We start from the raw sequence: 15,667 nt of genomic DNA, 5'->3' as shown, positions 1-15,667 counted from the left end.
GCAGGGGCTTTCCCCTGTTTCAGTATTTTTTTATGGTTTTGGACCAAGAGATTCGGGCATGAAACCGTGGGCACCAATCCTCATTTTTCTCCTGATCACCGGGCTTATCCTTGCTGCAGGCTGCACCGGAACCCTTCCGGCGCAGAAGGGCCAGACTCCGGCTCCCCCGGCTTCCCCTGCCACCGGGCTATCGCCTGCAAAGATCACTCCTGCTGACCTGACAGACCAGGTGAAGGAGGCCGTTCTCTATGCAAAGGAGAATGGGAAGGAGAAAGCCATTGCTGAATTCAATGATCCGAACGGTTCGTTTGTCAGGAACGGCGTTTACATCTTTACTGAGAGGTATGACGGAACCGCACTTGCAGAACCCTTCGAACAGGAACTTGTCGGGACAAACATCGGGAACATGACGGACCGGTATGGCGTCCCCCTTGTTAAGAACCTGCAGGAGACCGCACGATACGGGATCGGGTATGTGAGTTACGATTACCCCAACCCGCAGGACAAAAAGACCATCACCCCGAAACTCTCGGTTGTCGCTGATGTGGACGGGAGCTACTATATCGGTGCCGGAACGTATGCCGGATCCGGAATGGTCTATCCCTCGATCGGTATCGGCCCGAAAAGCCGCGAGTATACGGTCGGGAACCTGACAACATTCGTAAAGAGTGCCGTGTCCTATGCAAAGGAGAACGGCAAAGAAAAGGCGCTCATTGCCTTCAATGATCCCAAAGGACAGTTTGCTGATGGTGAACTCACGCTCATCGCGGTGGACTACAACGGCACGGTGCTCGCTAATTCCCTCACTCCTGATACCGCGAACAACCGGATCAACCTCATCAACTACCATGACCCTGATGGCGTGACTACAATCCGCGAGATGCGGGACCTTGCCCTCCAGGGCGGCGGGTATTCGTACACGGTTGCGGCCGTGACAAAGGATGGCCGGACAGGGTATGCGCCAAAGATCGATTATGCCGAGCCCGTTGATGACACGTACTGGGTTTTCTCCGGCATCATTGTGCCGGAGTACGAGCAGCTCCGAGAGGGCAACCTGACCGGAATTACCGTGCGCAGCCATACGCGAACGGAACTGTACGACCTTGTTGACCGGGCCGTAACCTACGCGAAGGTCAACGGGAAGGAAAGGACGCTTGCGGAGATCAACAATCCCAAAGGAGAGTTCGTGAACGGCGACCTCTTTGTCTGGGCCGAGGACTTCAACGGGACGCTCCTTGCCGACCCGTACTGGAAGGAAGGCATTGGCAAGAACTGGATGGACTACTCGGATCCGTACGGCTCAAAGACCACGGTCCTCAATATCAATGCGATCCGGAGCGGGACCGGGTTCACGCACGCGATGTTCATGGACACGGCCAGAGGACGGGGGACTTCTGTACCGAAACTGCTGTACGCGAAGGCAGTTGATGACACCTGGTGGATCGGGAGCGGGATCTACGGTGTGCAGAAAACCTGATGGGCTACCAACATCTGTTCCCTGACGGGAATTGTTACTCTATCTTCTTTTTCTTAAAGGTAAGTCCTTGGGGAATCCGGATTATGATGCTGATACGTGTGCGCCTTTACAACATCCGGTTAAATTCACTCACGGAAATCCCCGCATCCCGAATCAGGTCGCGCTCCGTTCCCTTTGCAACCACATCGTGATCGGGGATGACAAGAATCTCCTCGTCACGGGCCATCACAATATGGCTCCCTCGCTGGCGTATGACAGAAAAACCGAGCCGGGAAAAGACCTTCACCATCTCCCTGCCGGAAACCGGGAGAAGGCGATCGCCGGTCATACTGCGATCTCGACAAGAGTACTCTTTGGCTGGCCTTTGGCTGCCTTTTCTGCCATTTCCCGGGATACTTCAAGATAAAGATCGATGGCATCCTGGATATTTTTCAGTGCTTCCTCGCGGTTTTTTCCCTGAGAATGGCATCCCTTAAGGGCAGGACAGTGAACAGAGTAAGTACCATCCTCTTCCTCCTCGAGGATAATGCCGAGTTTCATAGATGTTCTATCCTTACTGGCTATATGCGTACCCGGAAATCAAATATGTTGTGTTGCCCTGGGCCAGATCCTCGTTCTGCGAGCCGGTCTATTTGACAAAAGCCCTGCCTTCGCTAGCAGGTTATGGTTTTTCAGGCATCTGACCCGAAAAGAGTACGCCCAGGTCGGAATTCGAATCCGAGTCGATTGCGTGACAGGCAATCATGATAGGCCACTACACTACCTGGGCAATTGTTACAGTAATCCCGCCTCCCAGATTCGAACCGGGGACATCGCGGTAGCCGCGCAGTTGCCTGAATCGGCAAACCATACTACAGCCGCGCACTCTACCAGGCTGAGTTAAGGCGGGGCACTGCGCTACTAATGTAGGGCAAGTTTACTATTAAACGTATCGTAAGATCCCCGGTGGTTCCGGGTTAAAATGCCTGGATTCATCCCAGGATCCATTTCACCGTGCACGATGCGCAGATTTCTTTTGGGAAAAACAGGTCGTACATGGCTTTCCCCGCCTGCACCAGACAGTTCCCCAGCCGCAAACCAATCAATGAGACTTCAGGTACGCCAGGGCAGTCTGTATATCTTCGGCAATCATCTGCCGCTTCACCTTTTCGATATTGAAACTGTCCCCGGTATGGGTATATGAAGGGAGAAACCGGATGCCGTTCTGGCTATATTCCTGTTTGCGTATTTTGTAAGTAGACCCTGCGGGGATCGGGCTTTTGCCATATTTTTCCTTATAGACGTAATTGACGGCTTTTATAGCAAAGTCTCCCATGCACAGGATCATCCTGATATCGGGAAACTGCTCCAGCTCAGGTTTCAAAAACCGTAACGCACATTCTTTTATGGTCTTTGCAGAAACGAGATAACCGGTCTTGTTGCATTTGATGGCAGTCGTAAGATAGATGCCCATTCTGGCCAGGTCTTCATAGGTTTCAATGACTGCTCCTGCATCACGGAATGCCGTTTTTGTTGTCTGGAAAAAGGCGCCGGAACCGCTCTCATAAAAGTAATCCGTCCGGTTGGCAGGAGGACACTCGGATACCATGACAATCCTGATCTTTTGGGGATTGAGATCCGGCTTGGGGAAGATCATATTCGGATGGACATCCGTGCAGGGATAATCGCACGTGAAGGTATTGATACCCATAATTCGCTCTGGAATTTTTCGTTATATAAAATCTGCCCGTGGGTGCCGGAAGTGATCCGCATATCCCTGCATCATGCTCGTGGCTGGAAAGATCCCATTCGTCCGAAACCGGATCTGGTGCAGCGATTGTTTAAATAACACGCGGGCCAACAATTGTGTATGGTTACTCGCAAGGATTTTGCGGGGGATCGTCTTCTTCACCGATAGCGCAGCTCGTGAAGAAGTCACTGTTTTTGACACGACATTACGTGACGGAGAACAGACCCCGGGTATTGCATTCACATTCGAACAGAAGCTCGATATTGCCCGCCAGCTCTCCGCAATCGGCATTCACGCGATAGAGGCAGGTTTCCCTGCGTCTTCGAAAGCCGAGAAAGAGACGGTAACGGCAATAAAGAACCTCGGCCTGGAATCAAAGATCTGCGGGCTTGCCCGCTCCGTGAAAGCCGATGTAGACACCTGCCTTGACTGCAATGTCGACATGGTGCATGTCTTCATCCCGACTTCGGACATCCAGCGCGAGAACACGATCAAGAAATCGAGAAAAGAGGTCCTGGAGATCACGGCCGACATCATCGGCTATATCCGGAAACGCTCCAACCTCTGCATGTTCTCCGCCATGGACGCGACGAGAACGGACTGGGACTACCTGATAGAGGTATTCCAGACTGCCGCAGATGCCGGTGCAACGATCATCAACGTGCCCGACACGGTGGGAGTCATCTCACCGTCCGCGATGAAGACGCTGATTACCCGGATCAATAAAGAGGTCCGGTGCCCCATCGATGTCCACTGCCACAACGACTTCGGCCTCGCGGTGGCAAACACCATCGCGGCAGTCGAGGCCGGCGCCTCGCAGGTGCAGGTAACCGTGAACGGTCTCGGGGAACGGGCCGGCAATGCCGATCTTGCCCAGACCGTCATGATCATGGAGTCGATGTACCGGATCAAAACGGGGATAGCAAAAGAGCGCCTCGTTGAGACCTCACGCCTCGTCTCCCGCTTCTCCGGCCTCGGCATCCCGCCCATCCAGCCGGTTGTCGGGGAGAATGTCTTCTCGCACGAGAGCGGTATCCACTCGCATGGCGTGCTCCAGAACGCGGCCACGTTTGAGCCGGGCATCATGACGCCCGAGATGGTCGGTCACCGCAGGCGGCTGACGCTCGGGAAACACGTAGGGCATCACGCGGTGCGGCAGATGCTTGCCGATGCCCACATCGATCCCAGTGAAACACAACTCAAGGCTATCATCGAGAAGGTCAAGGCCATCGCGAACCGTGGCAAACGGGTTACCGATGCCGATCTCTACGAGATTGCAGAGAGCGTGATGGGCATCGAGTTCAACCACAAGATATTCGACCTCCAGGACATTGCCATCATGACGGGCAACCACGCCATCCCGACGGCCAGCGTCCGGGCAAAGGTGAACGGCACGGAGCATGTCTTCTCGGCAGTAGGGAACGGCCCGGTTGACGCGGCGCTGAACGCGATCCTCGGGATCACCCCAGCAAAACTCCAGCTCAAGGAGTTCAACATCGAGGCGATCTCGGGCGGCTCGGACGCGATGTGCCACGTCACCATCGCGGTCGAGGACGAGCGCGGCAGGATCTTTGACGCCAGTGGCAGTGGCGATGACATTGTGCTGTCATCGGTCGAGGCAATGGTGAACGCCGTGAACCTGATCAACCGGGCGTAACCGGAATCACTCTTTTTTCCGTGCTCTGTAGAAAACCTATGTGGAATAGTGCTAGTCTAGGATGGGGCCACGGGTGCTCGGGGTCTGCCGACCCTCGCCCCGTGGAACCTGGTTGTATGCGAGCCTTAAAGAAAACGGGGGGGTCAAGGGCGCTTGTCCCCTTGGGCTGCCTCCCCCCTTGGGGGAGAGAGGGGGTCACACTCGTAATTCAACTGAGTGCGTTGTGAAAAGGATTTCTATCGAACAATTTTCCGGGTATTTTGGTATTTCCTCATCTTTTTCCGAGAATTATCGCAATAGTAAAATATGTTTAAATTCTATTTTATCAGATTGGACTTTTATTATGAGGTTGCCGGATAAAAAAATCTTCTACCCCATTTTGGGAATTGTAGCGGTTATTGCAATAACAGGAGGTCTCTTGTTTGTTGCAGGCCCCGGACCGGTTTCAGAAAACAAACCAATTGACCCGACGGAGTCCATCCGTCAGTTTATCGGGGATCCGGATGTAGTCGTGGTCTTTGAAGAGAGGATGGTGAATGTTGCGGGCGAACCTTATGATTCATACCGGGTGAATGACAATCATTTCATCGTTGACCCAAAAACAGGAATGGTGACCGGGGCCCAGTTTGTTCAGGTTCGGAAGGAAAATCAAGGCCCCCTCAGCCTGGAACAGGCAAAAAACTCCGCAAGGACATTTGCACTACTCCATTACTATAACTTCAACAGGCGAAATATGGTGCTGACAGAATCGCAAGCGATTGATCATGGTGATGCAGCAACCGAGTATTCCTATACCTGGAATGAACAGGACCAGAGTATTAATAATGGGAACCTGGTCCATGTCTCTCTCAACACTGACGGGAGTGTCAGGTCTTACCATGCCCGGGACAAGACGGCACCAAGATTGGAACCGGTCCGCATTTCGAAAAACCAGGCGATTGATACAGCCACCAGGTACGTGATCGAGAAAACAAAAATCAGTAACATCAGCAGTAACGAAACGTCGGTATTACTGACCGTCATGCCGGATAGAGATAACCGGAAAGTCTGGATAGTACAGGTGGAGTTACGGTATATGGATCTCCGTTTCGGGTTTGAAGACCACCGCGGAGGCGCAGTCTATATCGATGCCATCACCGGAAACGTCGTGAAATTCGACCCTTGCCAATAATGCGGATACATACAGAAGGGGTTCAGGAAGAAAAAAGAATTTACGCAGCCGTCGGGGCGCCCTTGCCCTCGATGGCTGCCTTGATCTGCGCCTGGAGCTGCTCGAACTTGCCCTGGAGCATCTTCTCCTGCTTTTCGAGAGACTTGATCCGGAGCTCAAGGGTCTCGACCTTCTCGGTAAGCTTGGTGTTCACAACCTCCTTCTTCTTCTGCATCATGACCGTGCCAACGCTCATGTACATGACCGCGTCTTCAGGAGAGTCCGCGATCTCTTCCTGTGCACGCTTTGCCTCGCGGACTGCCATCTCGAACTGGGCCTTCTGCTGGAGGATCGTCTGGAGCTGCTGCTGGACCTGCTGGAGCATGGCCAGCTGGTTCTGGACCTTGGGTGAGATATTGTTCATAGAAAAATCCTGCAGAGTATATCGGCGCCGGTGATAAAAAGCATTATTCCTTTGATACGGGACCGCTGGTGTCGCGCGGTTCGTGATTTTGCGCAATTCCGGTTACCTCATCTGCCACAGTGACAAGCCGCAGGTACATGTTCAGCGCAGCCCGGAGCGAGGACGTATCCTGAGCTGTCACCGTAAGGACAAGGGTGTCGCAGCCTTCAAGCCGGCAGGACACGGATGAACGGGGGTTCACCTCGTCTTCCAGTTCCGGGAGCAGCGAGCGGTAGATATTTTCGGCATGTTCTGTGGTGAACCGGAAGACGGCTTCGTGCTGTGGCATGGGATGCCCTCTCCGGATTATTGGTGAAAAAGAGATATAGATATGTCCCGGGGTTACGGGACGGTGCTTACCGGGCTTTCAGTTCCTTGATCGCCGCGCCGCGTTCCTTGAACAGGATCCGGTGGCCGCAGTAGGGGCACCGGACATTGACGTCGATCTCGACTTTCTGTTTGCACCGTGCACACTTGTAGGTACTTGCCATAACTGTATAACCGGTTATTTCCTGATCTCTTCAACCGTGCGGTCGATCGCACGCTGGGCAACCTTCATGGTCGGGGTCACGGGCTGGTACGTGCCGCCCGCGAACTTGTACCCGCACTTGCGGCATTCCCAGATGCCCGTACCGACCCGGCTGACAGACTGCATGTCGCACTTGGGGCAGGTGTGGAGGGCGCGCGAAATCTTCTCGATATCGGTTACCCGCTTCCGTACAAACCTGCCATACCGGCAGCCGAACCGCCCGGCGCTGCCGGTCACTTTTCCTTTTGCCTTGTGAGTTGTTGAACTTGCCATGATGGATCCCCACCAATCTGTCTTCTTTTATTTGACGTCTGTGCTAATATACTTGATTGAGGATCTTGACCTGCCCCTCGCCCTTGGAGAGCTTGTTGATCAGGTCGTAGAACTCGCCCTGGATACCCGCGGGGATCCGCACAACGCAGACCCATGAGCCGTCCTTTAACCATTCGTCCTTCTCCATGGTGGCTGCTGCTGCGATGTCGCCGTAGGAACGCGCTGCATAATCCGGCGGTATCTTGATCGCAAGCCGGAGTTCCTCAAACCGTATGGGGAGGAGGGGGCGCAGGGCTTTCACCGTCTCCTTCACCTGCTCATCGACATGCTTGAACGGGTCGATATTCACCCGTGCCTCTTCCATGGCCCGCTCGATCCGTTGCGGGGGATGGGGGTGCCCGTCCTGCGGGTTGACCGCGTTCCGGGAAATGAACGTGATGACCTGCCGGCGCTTCTCCTCGACCATCTGCTTGCGCTGGTCTGCTGTGAGGTGGATCTCGCCCTTGATGATGATCTTCCGCGCAACCGCATCGAAGTCCGTTGTCTGGAAGACCTTCATGAGCGATTCATCGGAAGCGCGGGTCGCCTTCGAGGAATTGCCAAAAACATTGAGCGCGGCTACCACGTCCTCGATCTCCACCGGCTGTCCCTGCCGGACCAGCGCGGCCCCATGGGGATCTACAAGGATCTCGAAGCGCTCCCCGTGGCTTTCGAGGCGCGCCACCACGGCATGGTCGAGCGGAATCATACGATCACGGCTTGAACTGTTCCACGAACGAGGCCACTTCTTCGCGGCTCATCTTGCGGAACGCCGGGTTTTCCTTGCCGATGACCCCGATCTCGACCGTGTCGACATCGAACTTGCCTTCGGTTGCCGAGTGGAGCGCCTTGAGGCCAAGGAGGATCACGTCTTTTATCTCGGCATCGGGATTGTACTCTTCCTCGAAGACCTTCATCGCGGCGGGACGGCCGATGCCGATACCCGTTGCCTTGTATTCAAGGAGCGTGCCCGAAGGATCGGTCTCGAAGAGCCGGCAGTCGCCATCGCTGACACCGGCAATAAGGAGAGCGGTTCCATACGGGCGGATGCCGCCGTACTGGGTGAGGTTCTGCATGTGGTCGCAGAGCTTCTTGGACAGGGCCTCGACCTCGATCGGTTCATCGTAGGAGACCCGGTTGATCTGGCACTCCACGCGTGCCCGGTCAACGAGCGCACGGGCATCCCCGACAAGGCCGCTGGACGCTACCCCGATATGCTCGTCAATCTTGAAGATCTTCTCGATGGACGAGGCCTCGAGCAGCTTGGAGCTGACGCGCTTGTCAACGATCAGGACGACCCCGTCCTTTGCCTTGATCCCTACGGCTGTGGTCCCGCGCTTCACGGCCTCGCGGGCATACTCCACCTGGTAGAGCCGGCCGTCAGGCGAAAAGACGGTGATGGCCCGGTCATATCCCATCTGGTATTGTGGTTGCATTATTCAGTCTCCATATCTTCTGTTGTCAGAAACAATCGGCTTGTATTTTTAAATCCCTTTTCAATCACATCAACCTTCTGACCGTCACAGTGAACGGCAACGTAGTCCTTCCCGAAAAACCGGTATTCCGGCACTACATCCGGTGAGGGGGGCGGGGGCCGGGGTTTCATCCGGTCCCGCAGGCTCTCGATGGTCCCCGATGCAGAGATGATCCGCAGGGCGATCTTCGCATCGCGGAGCCGGGTGACCGTTGAGAGCGCAATCGCAAGCTCGCGTTCGGTCCCCCGCCGGCACCGGATGACCACGTAATCGCCCTCGGCACAGATTACGGCCTGGACGATTATGCCGGCAACGGCATCCCCCCAGAGCGAGGAGACCGCGTCCGATACCGCATAATAGAGTTCCTTCTGGTCGATGGTGGTTCCCGGGGGATCGACTCGCACGAGAAGATAGCGCCGTTTGTCGCGGAGCGTGGGAGGGCGGACCGCCATCTAGACCACCTTCACGGCAGGTTCCGGGAGGGCAGTGACCGCACCGACACCGGCAAGCGCTTTCTCGACATCCGGAAGGTCCATGCCAACAAGCATACAGAGACCGCTGATCTCCCGGACCGCCCGCAGGTCCAGCACCGAACGTGCATAGGTCGAGAGCGTGAGGGGGAACTCAAAGCGCTGTTCGAGCACCATCACATCGCGGTAACGCTGGATCGCCTTCTGGCGTGCAATCCCCCGTGCCGAGATTAAACACGAGAGATCGATATCCACGGCAACGCGGTTGTCCGCAGCCATCTTCGCGGTCACATGGTCGAAGGCGTTTTTGTCGGCTGCATGGAGCCCGCGGAGGATATGCACTCCCTTTAGACCGACCACGCCCCGGTTGAACCCGGCATCCCCCGCCCTCACCGACACGACCGTGCCAGGATCATTCACCCGTTTCACCTGGGAAATGACATCCTTCATGCCCGTGTTCTGGATGAACAGCCCGCACCGGACATCCACGTCCCCATAGGTTGCGGACGGAGTATCAACGGCAACAAGGCTGTCGAACCCCAGCGCTTCCGCTTCCAGCGCAAGCCTGCGCACCGATGAATCCCCGTTCGGGTACGGGCAGACTGCCGCATCGGTGATCTTCATGAGAATAACGTTGTGCTAAAAAAAGAAGAAGGTTACTTGCCCCGGTTCGCGTGGGACCGGATGCTCGGGCGGGTCTTCTCGGTACCCTTGCCGCGGGTCCTCATGCCACGGCCCTTCCGGCCGGCAAAGGTCTTGCCGCGCTCGGCACGGCCGCGGTGGGCAGGGTCTGCAAGCCACGAGAGGCGCTTATCCGCCTGGATTGCGGGGTGGTGTCCGTCAACGAGAATGACCTCGTAGTATTTCCGCTTGCCATCCTGCCCTACCCAGTAGGAGTTCAGGACTTCCATGTTCGGGAACTTCCGGGACGCGCGTTCCTCGGCAATGCGCTGGATGCTCTTGCCGGCCGTGAGCCGGTTCTTGCCCATCCGGGCGGAGCGGCGTGCGCGGACGTACCGGGATGCCCGGCGGCCACCGCGGCGGACCTGCACGCGGGCGACTGCGATACCCTGCTTGGCCTTGTAACCAAGAGCGCGGGCGCGGTCGATACGGGTCGGGCGCTCGATGCGGATAACGGAGCCTTCGCGGCGCCATCCCTGCATCCTGTTCCAGAGGAGCTCTGCAACCTCTGACTTGTCAGGTCTCTTCCATGCGTCCCTGACGAACGCATACATTGACTTTACCATGGTAATCACCTAAGGTTCGGCCCAAAGAGGGCTACATTCCTTGTGCAAGGGACGGATCCCGTATGCCTGTATAGATTGGTTCATGGGGGTAATAAAGGAGGGGTGCGGGAGATTTATGAAGAATCTCACGTTACCGCTACAATAATGATGGGGGCTGATGCCCCCATACCCCCGATTATGATGCCTGCCGCCGCCCCGAAGGGCTCCCCGCGGCGGCCTCAATTACCGATTACAGCCTTGAGCAGGTAATGGCTAGCGCGAAACCCGACGAGGCGTTTCGCGCGTAGTCGAATCGCAAGGGGGATGCCCCAGTGGCGGGGCGAAGTCCGAGTAGTTCATCAGAGCCATGAGGATGAGAAGAACCCCTCTGCGTTCTTCGAGTCCCCAAGAGCGTCAAAGAATCGTCAGGAAAAAAGAGTACTCACTTCCCCTTCTTCTTCTCCACAACCCGGATATCAGTAATAGCAGTAACTGGGTACTGTCCGGCAGAATCCTTCTCCGCCGATTTCACCATATCCCACACCGTCAGCAGAGCCACCGACACCCCCGTCAGCGCCTCCATCTCCACACCGGTCCGGCCCGTCATCTTCACGACAACGACCGCTTCGATATACCCATCGCCATCAGTGAAATCGACCGAGATCGAACTGATGGGTATGGGGTGGCACATGGGGATGATGGACGCGGTGTTCTTGACCGCAAGCGTTGCCGCAACGCGGGCCGTGGCAAGCACGTTACCCTTGACAACCGTTCCTTCGCGTATTGCCTTCAGGGTCTCCGGCCGGAGAAAGATCTTCCCTGCGGCAGTCGCCTCTCGCACGACCTCACCCTTGCCGCTGATATCCACCATCTGTGCCCTGTCGTTCTCGATATGAGTGAATTTTGGCATCATGCACCTTTCCTGAAAAGGATCGATGGGATCTTGTCCACCAGATCCGAGGGGAGGATCCCACCGCCCCGCTCGGCAACCACCGCTTCCCCGGCCTTCCCGCTGACATATGCAGCAATACAGGCCGCATCGAACGCGGGGAGCCGGCAGAGGAGGGCCCCGGCAATCCCGGCCAGCACGTCGCCCGTTCCCCCGACCGTCATCGCAGGATCACCGGTCCGGTTGAACCTGACCTGTTTTCCATCGGAAATGATATCGATATGCCCCTTGAGGATGACAGTGCCCGGCAGCCCCGTACCCTTGAGTACTCGTGCCCGGCCCCGGGTATCCTCCGGTAGGGTTTTCCCGGTGAGCCGCGCAAATTCGCCGGCGTGCGGAGTATAGATCGTTTCGCCGGCGGCAACGGGCAGGGGAAGCCGGAGGGCATCGGCGTCGAAGACTGCCTTTTTACAGTGCGGCGCAATGGCCGTCACGATCCCGTGGCTCTCCGCACCGAGGCCGTTTCCGCAGACAACCGCATCAGCCTTCTCCACAAGCGCGATGAGCCGTTCCGTGTGTTCAGGGCTGATGGCCTTTCCCTCCAGCCGCTCGTAGATCAGGTCGGGGACCGGCTCGAAGACCGGCGATGCAATCCGCACGATATCCGCCCCGGTCCGGAGCGCCCCGAGTCCTGCGAGCCATGGCGCACCCTGGTACGGGCCGCCGCCGATGATGAGCACCTCGCCACCATGGCCCTTGTGCGATCTCTTTGCCCGCGGGGGGATAAGCGTGAGCTCTCCCGGGCCGGTGAAGCATTCGGCTTCCACCGGGATCCCAATGTCGATGACCTTTGACCCTTCGACCTTGGGCCGGTGGAAGGCGCAGATCCTGTCTGCCCGCATCCCCGGGGTTGGGATATCGGCGGCAACGATCTTCGAGGGGGAGGCATTGGCCATTGCCACGCAGGTTTTCAGTGGTTCCTTCAGGCTCCCGCTCATCCCGGTCCCGAGCAGCGCATCGACAATGACTTCCGCCTTCTCAAAGAGCGGGCAGAGGGGTTCGAGATCGTCGCGGGACGCAAGCGGGTGCATTCCCACGTGAGCGTGTTTCACGGCACGGAACTGGTGCTCGCAGGCACTGCTTCGCGGCCCCGCTTCAAGGTAACATACCTCCGTCTCCGCGTGGCGCCGGAGGTGGCGGGCCGCAACCATCCCATCCCCCCCGTTATTGCCTTTCCCGCAGAGGATGAGCACCCGCGACGGGCCAAACGTGAGCACCTGCTCGGCAAGCCCTCGTCCTGCGCTCTCCATCAGCTGCAGCTCGGTAACGCCAAGCGCGATGGCATTGGCATCGACAACGCGCATCCGGGCAGGGGTGATGAGCCCCGTATCCACGAACTCAGGAGAGCGTTTCGCAGGCATAGCTGGTACAATTCATCTGTTTGAACTCCCTAAATATATGGCAATGGGTTTTTGCGATGATGTAAAGGCGGCCGCGGAGCAGATCGCGGCAGCCCCGGAGATCACCATCATCTCCCACATCGATGCGGACGGCATCAGCTGCGAGGGGATCCTCTCGCAGGCGATATCCCGTCTTGAGATACCGGTCAAATCCGTCTTCGTGCGCCAGCTCGAGCCGCTGACCATGCCGCAGGTTCCGGACGATACCTCGCTTAAGATCTTTGCCGACCTTGGTGCCGGCCAGCAGAACCTGATGCTCGACCGGGGATTGACCGAAAAGGACGTCCTTATCATCGACCACCACGTCAGCCAGCCCTGCGAGCGGGAGTATACGCAGGTCAACTGCCTCCCCTACGGCCACACGCGGATGAGCGCAGCCGGTGTCTCGTACCTTGTGGCAAAAGAGCTGGATGATGCTAACATCGACCTTGCACAACTGGCCGTAATCGGCAATGTCGGCGACATGATGGCCCGCGAGAAATGCGGGCTTGTCGGGCCTGCCCGGGAGATCATTGTTGAGGACGGGATCCGGCACGGGTCGGTTGATGTCCGGAAAAAGGACCTGAACTGTTACGGAACAGCGACCCGCCCGGTCCACCTCTCGCTCGCTTACAATGACGACCCGTTCGTAAAGGGCATCAGCAACAATCCCGAAGCAGCGCGGCAGTTTTTAAAGAAACTCGGCATCCGCCAGCAGGCCCCGGACGGGCGCTGGTATGTATGGGAAGAACTCTCCGATGAAGAACGGAGGACTATCATCTCAGGACTCGCCCAGCAGCTGATGGCAAACGGCGAGAAGACCGACCGGTTGCTCATGGAATCCTACAGGTTCCCGGGTGAGATCCCGAGGACCCCCCTGCGGAACGCCCAGGAGTACGCGACCCTGCTCAATGCCTGCGGCCGTTGGTCTAAACCCCAGATTGGAGGGGCCATCCTCCGCGGGGACCGGGGCACTGCGTACCGCGATGCCGAGCACATGCTCAACAACCACCGGGCCATCCTCCGCGAGCTCCTCCAGTATATCGTTGAGCGGGGCGTGAAAGAGCTGGAATACCTCCAGTGGCTGCACGTGGGCGGGAAATACCCCGACACGATTGTCGGGATCGGCGCGGGCATGGCGCTCTCGAAACTGAATTCCAGCAAGCCCGTCCTGATCATGTGCGAGGTGCCGGAGGACCGGAACCTGACCAAGGTCTCGATGCGGACAACGGAGCGCGTTGTCGAGAAAGGAATCGACCTCCAGAAAGCCCTCGCGGATGCATCGGCTGAATACGGCGGCGGGGGCGGAGGGCATAAGATTGCAGCGGGCGCATATATTCCCAAACCCGCGGAAGAGGAGTTTGTTATTCGTGTCAACCGGATACTCGGAGAACAGTTTGCTGCGAAGGGTCCAGGTAATCGCTGACTTCCAGTTCGGCGGGAACGTGGGGCCGTCCCTCTTTCCCGAGGGCTGCACGTTCATCCATTCCACCACGGGACGGGTCCGGCAGGTGCTTTTTGAAGGGATTCGGCTTGCGACCGTCCGTGCATCGGACGGGAGGCTGACCCTCGGGATCGAAGGTGCCCGCAGGCTGAAGGAGGCTCTGCCCGCTCCGGGATACCGCGTCACCATCCGCGATGATGTGGCAGAGTTCGTGGCAAAAGGGAAGAACGCCTTTGCCAAGCACGTGACCGCAGCCGACCCGCAGATCCGCGCGGGGGATGATGTTATCGTTGTGGCAGGGGACGATCGGCTGGTAGCCTGCGGCGCTGCGGCTGTTTCAGGCCCCGAGATGCTTGCATTTAATTACGGAGTAGCGGTAAAAGTACGGCAGGGTAGTGAGAAGGATGCTTCCGGGAAACATCAATCCGCGCCAGATGAGGGCGATGATGAAGAAGCTCGGCATGAATGTCGAGCAGATTGAAGACGTGCAGAGTATCGTTATCAAAACGCCGAAAGGCAACTGGATCTTTGATGCCGGCACAGAAGTTACGGCCATGACCATGCAGGGTGCGACAACCTACCAGATCTCCGGCACGCCCCGGTTCGAGGCTGCGGCAATCGAGATCCCAAAAGAGGATGTCACGATGGTTGCCGCACAGGCTAATGTCTCTGAAGAGAAGGCAAAGGAAGCCCTGGTTGCATCAAAGGGCGATATTGCCGAAGCCATCATGAAGCTCGCATCGTGATGATCGAGACTGGCGATCGGGTCCTGCTCTCAGGGGCAGGACGGGAATTTTTCGTAAAAGCAGGGCCGGGGAGTCTCGGCACCGACAAGGGCCAGCTTGACCTTGCCCAGATTGTCGGGAAGAGCCCCGGCGATATTATTACCACCCACTCCGGTGCGGAGTTCACCATCCGCATCCCCCGGCCAACCGACTTCTTCACGTACGGGAAGCGCTCAGGAGCCCCGATGCTCCCAAAAGACATCGGCCTTGTCATCGCCTACACCGGCATGAACCACAACGATGACGTGCTCGATGCCGGCACCGGCAGCGGAATCGCCGCGATCTACTTTGGCGGCGTTGCAAAGAGCGTGAAGACCTACGAGGTCCGCCCGGAGTTCTCCACGCTGGCAAAGAAAAATATCACGGACGCAAAGCTCGCCAATGTCGAAGCCATTGCCGCTGACTTCCTTGCCGCGGAAGGCACATTCGATGTCGTGCACCTGGACATGCAGATCCAGCCGGAGCATGTTGCGCATGCATACTCTCTGCTCCGGCCCGGAGGATACCTTGCGTGCTACACGCCCTTTCTGGAACAGATGGCAATCGTGGTCGACGCTGCTTCAGAGAAGTTTGCGGAAGTCCACACCCACGAACTGATCGAGCGGGAGATGACCCGGTCGAA

Annotated in this window: 22 protein-coding genes and 2 tRNA genes; 8 read left to right on the top strand and 16 right to left on the bottom strand. The window is 57.3% G+C overall.

From position 1 onward, the window contains the following. Positions 1 to 58: 58 nt before the first annotated feature. A complete protein-coding gene (locus PHF39_RS05290; RefSeq protein WP_300221146.1) occupies positions 59 to 1,477 on the top strand; it encodes a cache domain-containing protein in 1,419 nt (472 codons plus the stop codon). A gap of 106 nt (positions 1,478 to 1,583) precedes the next feature. Here PHF39_RS05290 and PHF39_RS05285 read toward each other — a convergent pair whose 3' ends face one another. From PHF39_RS05285 to PHF39_RS05265, 5 genes are all read right to left on the bottom strand, one after another. After that, positions 1,584 to 1,805, bottom strand: a complete 222-nt coding sequence (locus PHF39_RS05285) for a type II toxin-antitoxin system HicA family toxin (RefSeq protein WP_300221143.1) — start codon at positions 1,803 to 1,805, stop codon at positions 1,584 to 1,586. After that, entirely contained in the window at positions 1,802 to 2,017 is a 216-nt protein-coding gene (locus PHF39_RS05280; protein WP_300221140.1) for a type II toxin-antitoxin system HicB family antitoxin, read from the bottom strand. Before PHF39_RS05280 ends, PHF39_RS05285 begins: the two co-directional genes overlap by 4 nt. A 156-nt stretch (positions 2,018 to 2,173) precedes the next feature. After that, positions 2,174 to 2,246, bottom strand: a tRNA-Asp gene (locus PHF39_RS05275). A gap of 14 nt (positions 2,247 to 2,260) precedes the next feature. Next, a tRNA-Tyr gene (locus tag PHF39_RS05270) sits at positions 2,261 to 2,366 on the bottom strand. 192 nt (positions 2,367 to 2,558) lie between these two features. Then, positions 2,559 to 3,113, bottom strand: a complete 555-nt coding sequence (locus PHF39_RS05265; RefSeq protein WP_300221137.1) for a uracil-DNA glycosylase family protein — start codon at positions 3,111 to 3,113, stop codon at positions 2,559 to 2,561. A gap of 6 nt (positions 3,114 to 3,119) precedes the next feature. Between PHF39_RS05265 and PHF39_RS05260 the strand changes: the two genes are divergently transcribed. From PHF39_RS05260 to PHF39_RS05250, 3 genes are all read left to right on the top strand, one after another. Beyond that, positions 3,120 to 3,305, top strand: a complete 186-nt coding sequence (locus tag PHF39_RS05260) for a hypothetical protein (RefSeq protein ID WP_300221134.1) — start codon at positions 3,120 to 3,122, stop codon at positions 3,303 to 3,305. Between the two features lie 40 nt (positions 3,306 to 3,345). Then, positions 3,346 to 4,863 (top strand): 2-isopropylmalate synthase, encoded by a 1,518-nt coding sequence (locus tag PHF39_RS05255; protein WP_300221131.1) that lies wholly within the window; start codon positions 3,346 to 3,348, stop codon positions 4,861 to 4,863. 223 nt (positions 4,864 to 5,086) lie between these two features. Beyond that, positions 5,087 to 6,034: a PepSY domain-containing protein gene (locus PHF39_RS05250; protein ID WP_300221129.1), complete on the top strand. Its 948-nt coding sequence runs from the start codon at positions 5,087 to 5,089 to the stop codon at positions 6,032 to 6,034. A gap of 40 nt (positions 6,035 to 6,074) precedes the next feature. Here PHF39_RS05250 and PHF39_RS05245 read toward each other — a convergent pair whose 3' ends face one another. The 11 genes from PHF39_RS05245 to PHF39_RS05195 all read right to left on the bottom strand — a co-directional run bounded on the left by PHF39_RS05245 (position 6,075) and on the right by PHF39_RS05195 (position 12,798). Then, entirely contained in the window at positions 6,075 to 6,437 is a 363-nt protein-coding gene (locus PHF39_RS05245) for a prefoldin subunit beta (RefSeq protein WP_300221127.1), read from the bottom strand. 43 nt (positions 6,438 to 6,480) lie between these two features. Then, the gene (locus PHF39_RS05240; RefSeq protein WP_300221125.1) at positions 6,481 to 6,765 is read right to left on the bottom strand and encodes a KEOPS complex subunit Pcc1; all 285 of its coding nucleotides are present in this window, start codon (positions 6,763 to 6,765) and stop codon (positions 6,481 to 6,483) included. 67 nt (positions 6,766 to 6,832) lie between these two features. Beyond that, positions 6,833 to 6,967 (bottom strand): DNA-directed RNA polymerase subunit P, encoded by a 135-nt coding sequence (locus PHF39_RS05235; RefSeq protein ID WP_012107386.1) that lies wholly within the window; start codon positions 6,965 to 6,967, stop codon positions 6,833 to 6,835. A 14-nt stretch (positions 6,968 to 6,981) separates the two neighbouring features. Beyond that, entirely contained in the window at positions 6,982 to 7,278 is a 297-nt protein-coding gene (locus PHF39_RS05230) for a 50S ribosomal protein L37ae (protein ID WP_015285172.1), read from the bottom strand. Positions 7,279 to 7,321: 43 nt separating this feature from the next. Further along, on the bottom strand, positions 7,322 to 8,026 hold the full coding sequence (locus tag PHF39_RS05225) for a ribosome assembly factor SBDS (protein ID WP_300221123.1): 705 nt from the start codon (positions 8,024 to 8,026) through the stop codon (positions 7,322 to 7,324). A gap of 4 nt (positions 8,027 to 8,030) precedes the next feature. Further along, positions 8,031 to 8,753 (bottom strand): archaeal proteasome endopeptidase complex subunit alpha, encoded by a 723-nt coding sequence (gene psmA / locus PHF39_RS05220; protein WP_300221121.1) that lies wholly within the window; start codon positions 8,751 to 8,753, stop codon positions 8,031 to 8,033. Then, entirely contained in the window at positions 8,753 to 9,244 is a 492-nt protein-coding gene (locus PHF39_RS05215) for an Rpp14/Pop5 family protein (RefSeq protein WP_300221119.1), read from the bottom strand. The genes psmA and PHF39_RS05215 overlap by 1 nt, the downstream gene beginning before the upstream one ends. Continuing rightward, the gene (locus tag PHF39_RS05210; RefSeq protein WP_300221116.1) at positions 9,245 to 9,886 is read right to left on the bottom strand and encodes an RNase P subunit p30 family protein; all 642 of its coding nucleotides are present in this window, start codon (positions 9,884 to 9,886) and stop codon (positions 9,245 to 9,247) included. It lies immediately after the preceding gene. Positions 9,887 to 9,918: 32 nt separating this feature from the next. After that, positions 9,919 to 10,509: a 50S ribosomal protein L15e gene (locus PHF39_RS05205; RefSeq protein ID WP_300221113.1), complete on the bottom strand. Its 591-nt coding sequence runs from the start codon at positions 10,507 to 10,509 to the stop codon at positions 9,919 to 9,921. 421 nt (positions 10,510 to 10,930) lie between these two features. Next, complete coding sequence (moaC, locus tag PHF39_RS05200; RefSeq protein ID WP_300221409.1) at positions 10,931 to 11,398, bottom strand: cyclic pyranopterin monophosphate synthase MoaC; 468 nt, start codon at positions 11,396 to 11,398, stop codon at positions 10,931 to 10,933. After that, positions 11,398 to 12,798: an NAD(P)H-hydrate dehydratase gene (locus PHF39_RS05195; protein ID WP_300221110.1), complete on the bottom strand. Its 1,401-nt coding sequence runs from the start codon at positions 12,796 to 12,798 to the stop codon at positions 11,398 to 11,400. The genes moaC and PHF39_RS05195 overlap by 1 nt, the downstream gene beginning before the upstream one ends. A 37-nt stretch (positions 12,799 to 12,835) precedes the next feature. Here PHF39_RS05195 and PHF39_RS05190 point away from each other — a divergent pair, with 37 nt between their 5' ends. From PHF39_RS05190 to PHF39_RS05175, 4 genes are all read left to right on the top strand, one after another. Further along, on the top strand, positions 12,836 to 14,242 hold the full coding sequence (locus tag PHF39_RS05190; protein ID WP_300221107.1) for a DHH family phosphoesterase: 1,407 nt from the start codon (positions 12,836 to 12,838) through the stop codon (positions 14,240 to 14,242). Next, on the top strand, positions 14,214 to 14,741 hold the full coding sequence (locus tag PHF39_RS05185) for a PUA domain-containing protein (RefSeq protein WP_366144177.1): 528 nt from the start codon (positions 14,214 to 14,216) through the stop codon (positions 14,739 to 14,741). Before PHF39_RS05190 ends, PHF39_RS05185 begins: the two co-directional genes overlap by 29 nt. Next, positions 14,665 to 15,006 (top strand): nascent polypeptide-associated complex protein, encoded by a 342-nt coding sequence (locus PHF39_RS05180; protein WP_300221104.1) that lies wholly within the window; start codon positions 14,665 to 14,667, stop codon positions 15,004 to 15,006. The genes PHF39_RS05185 and PHF39_RS05180 overlap by 77 nt, the downstream gene beginning before the upstream one ends. Beyond that, positions 15,006 to 15,667 (top strand): methyltransferase domain-containing protein (locus PHF39_RS05175; protein ID WP_300221101.1); only part of this gene is annotated, 662 nt, incomplete at its 3' end. The genes PHF39_RS05180 and PHF39_RS05175, both read left to right, overlap by 1 nt.

The sequence above is a fragment of the Methanoregula sp. genome (assembly GCF_028712425.1).
GTDB lineage: Archaea > Halobacteriota > Methanomicrobia > Methanomicrobiales > Methanospirillaceae > Methanoregula.
This window is presented reverse-complemented; position numbering and strand designations above follow the sequence as displayed.